Genomic DNA, 12,400 nt, shown 5'->3' with positions numbered 1-12,400 from the left:
GGCGGCCATCGGGCACGCCTGCGTCAGCTCTTCACCTACCCGGCCGGCCGCTGAACACCCCCCCTCCGGCGCCCGCTTCATTCTTAGTTGACAATCATTCGCATTTGCGTTCCCATATACGCCTATGTATATCTGCATGTGCAACGCCGTGACCGACGGCGACATCCGCCGAGCCGCCGCCGAAGGCGTCCATCAGTTCGCCGAACTGCAGGCGCGCACGGGCTGCTCGGACTGCTGCGGCTGCTGTGAGCAGGAAGCCCGCGACACGCTGGACAAAGCCGTCCAGCAGGTGCTCGCGACCTTGCCGGTCGTCGCCATCGCCTGATTTCGGCCTTCTGGATATTCCCCGTAACGCGCAGCCCAGGCTGCGCGTTTTCGTATGCGCAACTCCTAGTCATTCTCGTTCCGGCGTGTCGACGAAGTACGCCGTATAGTCGTCTGCTGAGCTGCCAGGAGACTTCCCATGAAGGGCGACGCCAAGGTCATCGAGTTCCTCAACAAGGTGCTCTACAACGAGCTGACCGCCATCAACCAGTACTGGCTGCATTACCGCATGTACAAGGACTGGGGCTACAACGAACTGGCCGAGCACGAGCAGAAGGAATCCATCGAGGAGATGAAGCACGCCGATCACCTGATCGAGCGCATCCTGTTCCTCGACGGCCTGCCCAACCTGCAGCATCTGGGCAAGCTGCGCATCGGCGAGAATCCGGTCGAGTGCCTGCAGGGCGACCTGGATCTGGAAATGGCCGCCGTGAAGGATCTGCGCGAAGCCATCGCCCACAGCGAGAACATCGCCGATTTCGTCAGCCGCGACCTGTTCAAGACCATCCTCCACGACGAGGAAGAACACATCGACTGGCTGGAAACCCAGTTCAGCCTGATCAAGGATCTCAGCGCCGAGCGCTACCTGCAGTCCAAGATCGACAGCTGATCCCACCGCTCATGGGAACGGTCGCAAAGCGTGCCGCCGTTCCTTGACGCTTTCTGCACGGCGGGGCTATACGTTGCTTTTCCTTGGGAAAGCCACGCATGGCTTCACGTCCACCACCGCGCTTCGTGGTACGTCCGCACGACGCGTCCGTCGGGCGGCGTCGGCTGTGGCTGGGCGCGGCCTGGGCGGCCAGCCTGCTCATCGTGGGGCTAGTGGTTGGCAGCATTGCCCACCACGGTACCCCGGCGGCCACCGAGGAACGCCAGCTCAAGGCACTGACCCGGCAGAACAACGACCTGCAGCAGCAGGTGGCCAACCTGCAGCGTGCCGGCCAGGTGGCCGACATCGCCAACCGCTCGCTGCGCAAGACGCTGTCCTCGCGTGAAGAGGAAATCAGTGGCCTGCGAGCCGACCTCGGCTTCTATGCCCGCCTCACCGGGGGCGACGCCCAGCGCGAAGGGCTGAAGGTGCAGGAGATACGCCTGCAGCCGGTCGACCATTCGCACGCCTGGAACCTCACCCTCAGCCTGACCCAGAACGCCAAGCGCGGCGACGACGTCACCGGCAATGCCACGGTGAGCGTGGAAGGCCTGCGCGGCGAGAAGGTGGTCCAGCTCGACTGGCCGGCGCTGGGCGACACCGCGCATCGCGATGGCATCCCGTTCCGCTTCAAGTATTTCCAGCAGCTGCAGAGCACCATCGTGCTGCCGGCCGACTTCCGGCCCACCCGTCTCATCATCAAGGTCCAGCCCGCCGGGGACGACCCGGTGACCCGCGCGGTCGCCTGGGGCGAAGCGCTGTCTGGCCACCTCACGCCCACCCAAGGGGAACAAGATGCTCAGCCGTAAGCGCAACGAACGCGCGCCAGCCCACCCGGACACCAGCCTGATCGCCCGCGGCACCATCATCCAGGGTGACGTGCGCTTCAGTGGCGCACTGCATCTCGACGGCCAGATCGTCGGCTCGGTGTTGGCCGAAGAGCAGGGCGCCGTCTTCACGCTCAGCGAGAGCGGTCATGTGCAGGGCGAGATCCGCGTGCCGCACGCCATCATCAACGGCCAGGTGCGCGGCGACATCCATGCCACCGAACGGCTGGAGCTGGCCTCCGAGGCCCGGGTGACCGGCGACGTGCAATACCGGACCCTGGAAATGGCCGCCGGCGCCCAGGTGAATGGCCGCATGAGCCATCATTCCGCGGATACCCCCCGCGAGTTGCCCGCGCCTGTGCTGCTGGATGCGGAAGCCGTACCGGCCTGATCGCGGTATCCTTGCGTACGCGTTGACGCACCCCCACCTGAGTCCCATGGATACCGTCGTCCCCTTCCCCATCGTTCCCGACTACCGCAGCGCCGGTGCCCCACTGGTGTTCACCGAGGCTGCGGCCCGCAAGGTGCATGAGCTGATCCAGGAAGAGGGCAACCCTGAGCTCAAGCTGCGCGTGTACATCACGGGCGGCGGGTGTTCGGGGTTCCAGTACGGCTTCACCTTCGACGAGGCCCAGGCCGAGGACGACTACGCGCTGGCGCGCGAAGGCGTGACCCTGCTGGTGGATCCGCTGTCCCTGCAGTACCTGACCGGCGCCGAGATCGATTACTCGGAAAGCCTGAGCGGTTCGCAGTTCGTCATCCGCAACCCCAACGCCAAGACCACCTGCGGCTGCGGCTCCTCCTTCTCCACCTGAGATTCGCCACGGCATGGATCGCACCACCTTGCCGCGACACAACACTTTCGCGGGACTGAGCCTGATCCTCGATCGCGTCGCCGAGCGGCGCGATGAGTCCGTATGGATCAGCGAGCTGGCGGCTTCCGACAGCGCACGCTATTTGCTGATCGATCCGCTGGGGCAGACCTACCTGCAGGCTGGCAGCGAATCGCTGCGCTGGCTCGGCAGCGCCGAGCGCGAACGGCTGCTGGGCGACGTGAAGGCGAGCTTCCTTGGCCTGACCGGCGAACGCCCGAACTTCCTGCTGGCGCTGGATGACGACAAGCGCGCCGCCGAACTGGAGCACGCGCTGAACGCGCGCCGCGCCGGCTTGCGCGACGTGGGCCTGCTGTTGCCCGCCGACGAGGCTGGCCTGTTCGCCTACGGCAAGGGCCTGGCGCACTGGCAGCGCGAGACGCGCCATTGCCCGTACTGCGGTGCGCCGCTGGTGCTGGTGGCGTCGGGCCATCGCGCGCAATGCACCAACAACGACTGCGGCCGCATGCACTTCCCGCGCACGGACGCTGCCGTCATCGTCATCGTGGAACACGACGGCGCCTGCCTGCTGGGCCGCCAGGCCGGCTGGCCGAAGGGGCGCTATTCCACCCTGGCCGGGTTCGTCGAACCGGGCGAATCGCTGGAAGACGCCGTGCGCCGCGAGGTCGCGGAGGAATCGGGCGTCGTCGTGGGCGACGTGCATTACCACTCCTCGCAGCCATGGCCGCTGCCGCAGTCGCTGATGGTCGGCTTCACCGCCAAGGCCGTGGCGCGCACCATTCGCCTGCGCGACCACGAACTGGAAGAAGCGCGCTGGTTCACACCGCAGGACATCGTCGACGGCATGGCCGACGGCAGCTTCCTTCCCTCGCCGCCGTTGTCGGTGTCCTATCGCCTGCTCGAGCACTGGCTGCGTGAGCGGGCCGGGTTGGAGCTGGACCAACTGGTCGCGCAGTACAAGCGCTGACCGGCCGCGATAGCGCCCCACGCCCGTCATTCCGGCGCAGGCCGGAATTCAGTGGCGATGAGGATCGGTTTTCGCCGCGCGCCACAGCGCCGAGGCATCGCGACAACCCAACACCCCGCTACTGGATTCCGGCCTGCGCCGGAATGACGGCAAGAAATCAAACAGCTCGCTGACCCGTCACGACCTTGCCCTACAATGCGGCCGTCGACAGGAGAACCGCACCCATGGCTGTCAGTTTGCTATCCGCACTCATCGCACTCGGCCTGGTGCATGTCATGCCGCAACTCGCGCACTGGCGTGGCGATGGCGGCTTCCGCCGCTGGGTGGCGCAACTGGGTGATACCGCCGGCCCGGCGCGCGTCGCGGTGACGCTGGGCGTGCCCGTGGTGCTGTGCCTTGTGGCCATCTGGTTGATCCACCTGCTGCCGGGCACGGACTTCCTCCGCCTGGCCTTCTCCTTCGTGGTGCTGCTGTACTGCTTTGGCCCGCACGCCTACGAGGCGGATCTGGAAACCATCATCAAGGCGCCGGACCAGCCTTCGCGCGAGGCCGCAGCGCAGGCGCTGTCGGATGACGGCGAACCAGTGGCGTGGCATGCCGTGGCGCTGGGCGAAGCAACCGCGTATGCCGCCCTGCACCGCCGCTTTGGCGTGCTGCTGTGGTTCTTCCTGCTGGGCCCGGCCGGTGCGCTGCTTTATCGCCTCGCGCAGACGCTGGGTCGCGACCAGACCCTGCGACTCGATACGCCAGCGCGCAGCGCCGCACGCTCGTTCGCCAACGTGGCCGACTGGCTGCCGGCGCAACTGATGGTGTTCACGCTGGCCCTGGTCGGCCACTGGGACGCCGTGATCGGTGCGTGGAAGCGCTGGCACCAGCAGCAATCGCCCAACAGCTGGTACGTGGAGGGCCCGGGCTTTCTGGGCGCTGCGGCGCGGGCGGACGTGCAGGTGGATATCGAGGCGGGCGACGGTTACGCGGAAGAACGCATCGACACGCTGGCCGAACTGATCCGCCTGCGCGGTGCGTTGCTGCGCGCCCTGCTGGCCTGGCTCAGCCTGGTGGCGTTGATCGTGCTGGCGGGCTGGACGGCGTAAGCACGACTACGCGCCCGGCGGCGCCCCCGGCAGCGCACGCCCTGCCAGGGCCATTCGCTCAGGCGAAATCGCCGCGCAGCTGCCGTACCCGTGTTTCCAGGGTTTCCAGTCTCGCGTCAGCGGGCGCATAGGGCGCGCCCGCCACCAGTTCCACGCGGGCACGGAAACGACGCGGCAAGCGGGCGCGATGCAGCATGGAATCGCGACGGCTCCACACGCTGCCCCACAGGCCGCGCAGCGCCAGCGGCACCACCGGCACGGGACGTCGTTCCAGGATGCGCGCCACGCCCGGGCGGAACGGTGCGATGTCACCATCCCTGGTCAGCCCGCCTTCGGGGAAGATGCACACCAGGTCGCCCTCGGCGAGCGCGGCATCCACCTCGTCGTAAGCCTGTTGCAGCACGGCGGGGTCTTCCTTCTGCCCCGCGATCGGTATCGCCTTGGCGGTATGGAACACGAACTTCAGCACCGGGATGTTGAAGATCTTGTAGTACATGACGAAGCGCGCGGGCCGCCGCAGGTTCGCCATCAGCACCAGCGGATCCATGAAGCTGACGTGGTTGCACACGAGCAGCGCGGGGCCTTCTTCTGGGATGTTTTCCAGACCGTCGACGCGCACCCGATACAGCGTGTTCACCAGCACCCAGGTGATGAAGCGCATCAGGAACTCGGGAACGATGGTGAAGATGTAGACCGCCACGATGACGTTGAGCAACGCGGCCGCAAGGAAGATCTGCACGGCCGTGAGGCCCAGCGCACCCAGCCCCAGCCCGAAGCCCGAGGCCAGGCAGATGAACAGCGCATTGAGGATGTTGTTGCCCGCGATGACCCGCGAAAGACGGTCGCGCGGCGTGCGCGCCTGCACGTAGGCGAACAGCGGCACCACGTAGAAGCCGCTGAACACACCGATCAGGGTGAGATCCATCACCACGCGCCAGGTGCCCGCGGCATGCAGGAAGCCGAGCCAGTCCAGGCCATGCACGGTGGCCAGGTGCGGATGGGCGAAATACAGGTCCACGCCAAACGCGGTCAGGCCGAAGGCACCCAGTGGCACCAGGCCCACCTCCACGCGATGACCCGACATGCGTTCGCACAACAGCGCGCCGATACCCGTGCCCAGCGAGAACAAGGTGAGCACCAGCGTATTGACCGAACCATCGCCGCCTAGGTTGAGGCGCGTGTAGTTTGGCAGTTGCGCGATCAGCACCGTGCCGAAAAACCAGAACCACGAGATGCCGAGCACGGCGTTGAATACGCGCCGGTCCTGCCGGGTGATGCCGAGCACGCGCGCCGTCTCGGTCGCCGGATTCCAGTTGAAGACGAGATCGGGTGCGGTGGCTGGCGCGGGCGGAATGCGGCGACTGGCGAGATAACCCAGCACGGCGATGACGATGGTGGTGGCCGAGGCCGCAATCGGCCCATAACCATGGATCAGCATCAGCGAGTTGCCGGCGATCATGCCGATGAGCATCGCCAACTGCGTGCCCATTTCCACCATGCCGTTGCCACCGACCAGTTCATCCGGCTTCAGCGCCTGCGGCAGGATGGCGTACTTGATCGGACCAAACGTCGTGGAGTGCAGGCCCATCAGGAACAGCACCACCAACAACAGCGTGGTGTGGTGCGTGTAGAAACCGATGGCGGCAATCACCATGGCGGCGATCTCGAACAACTTCACGTAGCGAATGATGCGCGACTTCTCATACTTCTCCGCCAGCTGGCCCGCCGTGGCCGAGAACAGGAAGTAGGGCAGGATGAACAACGCCGGGGCGAGGTTGGTGTACAGCGACACCGTTTTGTCATCCAGACCCATCTGGAACGCCACCAGCATGACCATGGCGTTGCGGAACGCGTTGTCGTTGAACGCGCCCAGCGCCTGGGTCCAGAAGAAGGGCGCGAAGCGCCGGCTTCCAAGCAGGTTGAACTGGCTCATGCGGACCCCTGGCGTGTCATGGCGGCAAGCCTAGCGCGAAATAGTGCCTTTGGCGGACTTGTGGAGTATCCCGTCCGGCGTATCCAATGACCTGGCCAGCGCATATCAGGAAGGGGCTTCGATGCCTGCAAGCCGCTGGTTACCCGACTGCATTCGTGTTCACAGGGAGTGACTCATGCATTTTCGTATCGACGTGGCACCTGCCATTCAGACCATTCGCGCCTACGCCGATGATGCCGTTCGCAGCATGCGCGACACCTACGGCCTTTGCCTTGATCATTCGCTGGAATCGCTCGCCCACCTGGACGACGTGCTGGCGACATGGCATGAGGACGGGGCGACGGCCGACACCATGACTCCTTCGATCTTTGCGTTCGGCAGCTACGCAGGCGAGGTCCTGTGTGAACACGAGCCGGGCCGCTGGATCGAGCCGCCGACGAACGATCACGGTGCCTGGGACGATCTGTTTCCATTCGTGCGCCTGCTGGACGGCAGGGAGTGGCGTCCCATTGGCCTGGCATTCGCTGCCTTGATGGACGGCCCGCCCTACAGCTTGCTGCAGTCCGCGCGACGATTGCTGGCCACCGGGGCGTAAACAACGCTGCGCTACCTGTTGGAGTAGCCTCCGGTTCGCGTGCAACGCAACCCTCGTGGCCGCGCGCGTTGCGGCCACCCATGTCGAATTCGACATGACCGGTGCGTCGTACCCATGACCTCCACTACCGGCAGCGAACCATGACGAAACTCCGTGTGCAGAGCTTTGCGGTTTCACTCGACGGCTACAGCGCCGGCCCCGCCCAGGATATGGACAACCCACTCGGCGTCGGTGGCATGGCCCTGATGGACTGGCTCTTTCACACCCGCATGTGGCAACAGATGCACGGCGGCGACGGCGGCGGTGAAGCGGGCGTGGACAACGCCATGGCCGAGCGCGGCTTCGACGGTATCGGTGCATGGATCCTCGGACGCAACATGTTTGGCCCCGTGCGCGGCCCCTGGCCCGACGACAGCTGGAAGGGCTGGTGGGGCGACGAGCCGCCGTACCACGTGCCCGTCTTCGTCCTCACGCACCACGCGCGGCCAGCGTTGACGATGGCCGGCGGCACGACCTTCCATTTCGTGACCGAAGGCATTCATGCGGCGCTCGAACAGGCACGCGCAGCGGCGGGCGATCGGGATATACGCCTCGGCGGCGGCGTTGCCACCGTCCGACAATACCTTCAGGCAAGCCTGATCGACGAGCTGCATCTCGCCATGAGTCCATGGTTGCTTGGACGCGGCGAGAACCTGTTCGCGGGCCTGGACCTGCCAGCACTCGGCTACGCATGTGTGGAAAGCGTGGCAGGCGAGCGGGCCACCCATGTCATGCTGCATCGACGCGCATGAAGGTGAATGTCGAAAGCGTGCCTTGCCGTTCGTCGGATCCATGACGGGCCTACACGGCCTGTTCATACCTCCACAGGAGTACCCGCATGACCACCGGAACCGTCACGCTTCACCGCGTCCTCCGCACGACCCCCGCGAAGATCTATCGCGCCTTCACCACGGCCGAGGCCATGGCGCGCTGGCTGCCGCCATACGGCTTCACCGGCAAGGTGCAGCATCTGGATGCCCAGGTGGGCGGCAGTTACCACATGACGTTCACCAACTTCACCAGCGGCAACGTCCATGGCTTCGGCGGCACGTACAAGGAACTCGTGCCGGGCGAGCGCATCCGCTATACCGCGAGCTTCGACGACGCCATGCCACCGGGCGAGATGCAGACCACCGTCACGCTGACCAAGGTGTCCTGCGGCACGGAGCTGCATGTCGTGCAGGAAGGCATTCCTTCCATGATTCCCGTCGAGCAGTGCTATCTCGGCTGGCAGGAATCGCTGGTGCACCTGGCGCAGCTGGTGGAACCGGATATTCCGGGTTGACCGGACCATAAAAAAAGCCCCGGCATGCCGGGGCTTTTTCGTGAAGGCCAGCGGTGCGGATCAGCCGCGATGCAAGGCGCGATGCGCGATGTCGCGACGGCAGAAGGCGCCTTCATAGTGGAGCTTCGACACGGCTGCGTACGCGTTTTGGCGTGCCGTGGCGATGTCCTTGCCCAGGGCACAGACGGTAAGCACGCGGCCACCGGCCGTGACCACATTGCCCTGCGCGTCGAGCTGCGTGCCGGCGTGGAACACCTTCGCGTCCGGACCAAAATCAGCATCCAGTCCGGTGATGACGTCGCCGTTGCGCACCTTGCCCGGATAACCACCCGCCGCCATCACCACGCCCAGCGAAGGACGCGCGTCCCACTGCACGTGAGTGTGATGCAGCTCGCCATCGAGCGCGGCCTCGATCAGGTCGACCAGATCCGACTTCAGGCGCAGCATGATGGGTTGTGTTTCCGGATCGCCGAAGCGCACGTTGAACTCGATGACCTTGGGTGCACCGCTCTTGTCGATCATCAGGCCGGCATAGAGGAAGCCGATGAACGGCGCGCCTTCCATCGCCATACCGCGCAGGGTCGGCTCGATCACTTCCTTGAGGATGCGCTTCTCCACCTCCGGCGTGACCACCGGCGCTGGCGAATACGCGCCCATGCCACCGGTATTCGGGCCAAGGTCGCCCTCGTCGCGGCGCTTGTGGTCCTGGCTGCTGGCCATCGGCAGCGCGTGCTGGCCATCGCTCATCACGATGTAGCTGGCTTCCTCGCCATCGAGGAACTCCTCGATCACCACGCGTGCGGAAGCATCGCCGAACTGATGCGCGCCCAGCATGTCGTGCAGCGCCTGCTCGGCATCCGCCAGCGTCAGCGCCACCACCACACCCTTGCCCGCCGCCAGGCCATCGGCCTTGATGACGATGGGCGCGCCATGCTTGCGCACGTAGGCAAGCGCGGGATCCAGTTGCGTGAACACCGCATAGCGCGCGGTGGGGATGTTGTGGCGAAGCAGGAAGTCCTTCGCGAACGCCTTGGAACCTTCCAGCTGCGCGGCGACAGCGCGCGGACCGAAGCAGCGCAGGCCGGCGGCCCGGAACTTGTCCACCACACCCGCCACCAGCGGCACTTCCGGGCCAACCACAGTCAGCGCGATCTTCTCGTCCTTGGCCAGCTTGAGCAGGCCGTCGATATCCGTCACGGCGATGTTGGCATTGCGCAGGCCTTTTTCACGCGCGGTGCCCGCATTGCCCGGGGCAACGATCACTTCGCTCACGCGCGGCGACTGCTTGAGCTTCCACGCCAGCGCGTGCTCGCGCCCGCCGCTGCCGATGACCAGGACTTTCATGGGGACTCCAACTGCCGAAGGAACGCGCCGAGGGCGGCGCAATGGGACATTGTAAGGGGCAGGAGGGGGATTTCGCAGCGCAGCATGGCGGGGGCGCCGGGGCAGGGGCCGAGAGGGCGCATGGGGATGTGCTGGAGGCGTGGCGCGGCCTGTGCCGTCTGGCGTCGTGGCTCCAAAGAGGCCGTGATCCCGGCTCACCCCGAAAAGGGGGCAAGGGGCCGGGGGCACTTTTCAACGGCCGCATGGCGGGTCATCCAGAGCCTCGGTGCTTGGTTGTCGCGCTACGGCGACCGGGCTCGCCTGCGGCGGGCTTCCGCCCTCCGGTGGGGGGCGGCAAATCAAGAGCCAGAGTCAAAAGCCAAAAGGCTAAGCCAGAACCCTTGCCGTCTGCGGAGCATCCCAAAGACGCGAGCCTCCTGTGGGAGCGCACCCTGTGCGCGACAGCGGCGTCTGGTGATCACCGCTCCGTTAGGTTGTCGCGCACAGGGTGCGCTCCCACAGAAAAGAGAAAAGCGGGCGACCGTGCGGGTCATGTCCCCGCCGAAGCGAGGCGCTGCTTTAAGTCCTCATCGCCATGGCGCGTTGCGAAGCGCTTGGTAGTACCTGCTGTGCAGAGGCGAAGGTTGCCAAACGACGACTTGCCTCAATCGTTCGGGCTTATCCCCACAGAATGCTGCCAGCTCTGGCTCTTCAGGCCATTTTCTTTGGGTTACTTTTCTTTTGGGCCAGCAAAAGAAAAGTGACTCGGCCTTCGGCAGAAGGTCGAAACGCCCGCTGCGTAAGCGGCCCGATCGCGGGAAGGCCTGAGGCGACGACCGACCATTACAGAAACTGGATGACCAGCCTTCGGCTGTTGTGAAGCGCCTCCGGCCTGCGCCGGGATGACGGCTCTGATGAAAAGATGAGGGTAGACGGTTGAAAGCGTCCGGTGGACTTTCCGCGCGCTTCACGCTCGCCCAGCTACCCCGGGATGACGGGTAGGAAAGGTGAGGCAAGAGGAGGGGAACCGGACCCTCATCCAACCCCTTCCCACTCCTCAAAACCACAACCATCCATGCCAGCTCTCGCGCCCCCAAAGAGACGCGGGAATACAGAACTCAAAGCAACGCCAGCAGCGCCGCGCGGGGCAACTTCCCCGTCTCGTTGCGCGGCAAGCTATCCACCAACTTCAACGGCCGCGGCAAAAACACCGGATCCACCGACTGGCGGAACGCCTCCAGTATCGTGTGCTCATCCAGCCCCGGCGCCACCGCCAGCGCGGCGATGCGATGCACGCCCAGTGCATCCCCACTCTCGAGCTGGAACACCACGCCGTCCTGCACGCCAGGAACGGCCTGCAAGCGACGCGTCAGATCTCCCAGCGACGCACGCTTCCCCGCGATATCGAGCAAGTCCGAATGGCGCCCGCACAGACGAAACCGGCGGCCGCCGTCGTGCAGGGTGACGATGTCCGCCAGCGTCATCGGCTGTTCCAGCTGCGGCGCGCGCACCAGCGTGCCGTCCGGCTGCGGATGCAGGTATACGTCGTCGTAAAGCGTCCACGGTTCGTCCGCGGCCGCGCGGCGGCTGGCGAACACACAGGTTTCGGTGGAGCCGAACACTTCCAGCAGCGGCGCGCCAAACCGGGCTTCCGCCGCCTGGGCCAGTTCCACCGGCATCGGCGCGGTGGCCGACACCATGGCATCGATCGGCGGCAGTTCCACACCCGATTCGATCAGCGCGCGCAGATGCACCGGTGTCGTCACCAGCACGCGAGGGGTGGGGACGCCCGCCAGCGCGGCGGCCACGTCGGCCGGCAGCAGCGGGCGGCCGGCATGTACGGCCACATCGTCCAGCAAGGGCAGCAGCACCGACATCTCCATGCCGTACATGTGCTGCGGCGGTACCGTGGCGACCACGTGGAAGTGCTTGCCGACCACGGGGTGCAAGGCGCGCATGTTGCCCGCGTTGCTGGCATGGAAACTGCCCCAGGTCTTGGGGTTGCCCTTGGGGACGCCGGTCGAGCCGGAGGTGTAGCCAATGGCCACGACCTGGTCGGCCGGCAGCAGCGGGATGTCCAGCGTCCCGCCAGCCTCGGGCGTGTCCATCAGGCCCGGCAGGTGGCGGTAATGGGCGGGCGGTGTCTCCAGCGCCAGCTCACCCAGCGCATAGCTTCCGGGGTGGGCGGCCATCACCTCGGCCACGGCCTTGGGAGCGCGGGAGGAAGGAAGCAGGTTGGTCTGGCCACGCAGCGCGATGGCACAGAACGCCACCAGGAACGCGTAGCGGTCCTCGCACAGGTTCACCGCGGCAGGGGCAGGGGCTACGGGCAGCTGGTCGGCGACGGCCTGCACGTGTGCCATGAAGCGCGCGAGGCTCACCGGCCGGTCGTGGCGCCACACCACCGGACGGTCCGCTGCGCCAGCCGCCAGCAGCGGCAACACCGGTGCCGACCGCTCGAGCTGTAGGTTTTCGATAACGCTGGCCAAAGTGCTCTCCGACAACTGCCATTCGCGCCCCCGGTCCGGCCG

Annotated in this window: 13 protein-coding genes; 10 read left to right on the top strand and 3 right to left on the bottom strand. The window is 65.9% G+C overall.

The window, feature by feature from the left end:
• Positions 1-124: 124 nt before the first annotated feature.
• From HY57_RS03940 to HY57_RS03910, 7 genes are all read left to right on the top strand, one after another.
• Positions 125-325, top strand: a complete 201-nt coding sequence (locus HY57_RS03940; RefSeq protein WP_019465552.1) for a (2Fe-2S)-binding protein — start codon at positions 125-127, stop codon at positions 323-325.
• 138 nt (positions 326-463) lie between these two features.
• A complete protein-coding gene (bfr, locus tag HY57_RS03935; protein ID WP_019465553.1) occupies positions 464-934 on the top strand; it encodes a bacterioferritin in 471 nt (156 codons plus the stop codon).
• Between the two features lie 98 nt (positions 935-1,032).
• Positions 1,033-1,782 (top strand): DUF6776 family protein, encoded by a 750-nt coding sequence (locus tag HY57_RS03930; protein WP_019465554.1) that lies wholly within the window; start codon positions 1,033-1,035, stop codon positions 1,780-1,782.
• On the top strand, positions 1,769-2,191 hold the full coding sequence (locus tag HY57_RS03925; protein ID WP_019465555.1) for a bactofilin family protein: 423 nt from the start codon (positions 1,769-1,771) through the stop codon (positions 2,189-2,191). The genes HY57_RS03930 and HY57_RS03925 overlap by 14 nt, the downstream gene beginning before the upstream one ends.
• Before the next feature lie 46 nt (positions 2,192-2,237).
• Complete coding sequence (erpA, locus tag HY57_RS03920) at positions 2,238-2,615, top strand: iron-sulfur cluster insertion protein ErpA (protein ID WP_019465556.1); 378 nt, start codon at positions 2,238-2,240, stop codon at positions 2,613-2,615.
• 13 nt (positions 2,616-2,628) lie between these two features.
• A complete protein-coding gene (nudC, locus tag HY57_RS03915) occupies positions 2,629-3,600 on the top strand; it encodes an NAD(+) diphosphatase (RefSeq protein WP_019465557.1) in 972 nt (323 codons plus the stop codon).
• Positions 3,601-3,824: 224 nt separating this feature from the next.
• Positions 3,825-4,694, top strand: a complete 870-nt coding sequence (locus HY57_RS03910; protein WP_019465558.1) for a cobalamin biosynthesis protein — start codon at positions 3,825-3,827, stop codon at positions 4,692-4,694.
• A 58-nt stretch (positions 4,695-4,752) separates the two neighbouring features.
• Here the strand turns inward: HY57_RS03910 and HY57_RS03905 are convergent, their stop codons facing one another.
• Positions 4,753-6,627 (bottom strand): MFS transporter, encoded by a 1,875-nt coding sequence (locus HY57_RS03905; protein WP_019465559.1) that lies wholly within the window; start codon positions 6,625-6,627, stop codon positions 4,753-4,755.
• A gap of 175 nt (positions 6,628-6,802) precedes the next feature.
• Between HY57_RS03905 and HY57_RS03900 the strand changes: the two genes are divergently transcribed.
• The 3 genes from HY57_RS03900 (at position 6,803) to HY57_RS03890 (ending at position 8,546) form a co-directional block, all read left to right on the top strand.
• Positions 6,803-7,222, top strand: a complete 420-nt coding sequence (locus tag HY57_RS03900) for a hypothetical protein (RefSeq protein ID WP_019465560.1) — start codon at positions 6,803-6,805, stop codon at positions 7,220-7,222.
• Positions 7,223-7,362: 140 nt separating this feature from the next.
• Positions 7,363-8,013, top strand: a complete 651-nt coding sequence (locus tag HY57_RS03895) for a dihydrofolate reductase family protein (RefSeq protein WP_026033974.1) — start codon at positions 7,363-7,365, stop codon at positions 8,011-8,013.
• A gap of 86 nt (positions 8,014-8,099) precedes the next feature.
• Entirely contained in the window at positions 8,100-8,546 is a 447-nt protein-coding gene (locus HY57_RS03890; RefSeq protein ID WP_019465562.1) for an SRPBCC family protein, read from the top strand.
• A gap of 60 nt (positions 8,547-8,606) precedes the next feature.
• Here HY57_RS03890 and purD read toward each other — a convergent pair whose 3' ends face one another.
• Positions 8,607-9,890, bottom strand: coding sequence for a phosphoribosylamine--glycine ligase (gene purD, locus HY57_RS03885; RefSeq protein ID WP_019465563.1), 1,284 nt, complete (start codon positions 9,888-9,890; stop codon positions 8,607-8,609).
• 1,097 nt (positions 9,891-10,987) lie between these two features.
• On the bottom strand, positions 10,988-12,358 hold the full coding sequence (locus HY57_RS03880; RefSeq protein ID WP_019463846.1) for an AMP-binding protein: 1,371 nt from the start codon (positions 12,356-12,358) through the stop codon (positions 10,988-10,990).
• Positions 12,359-12,400 lie beyond the last annotated feature (42 nt).

This window comes from Dyella japonica A8 (genome assembly GCF_000725385.1).
In the GTDB taxonomy this organism is placed as follows: Bacteria; Pseudomonadota; Gammaproteobacteria; order Xanthomonadales; family Rhodanobacteraceae; genus Dyella; species Dyella japonica_C.
The sequence above is the reverse complement of the archived record's forward strand: the minus strand, read 5'-3'. Positions and strand labels throughout refer to the sequence as shown.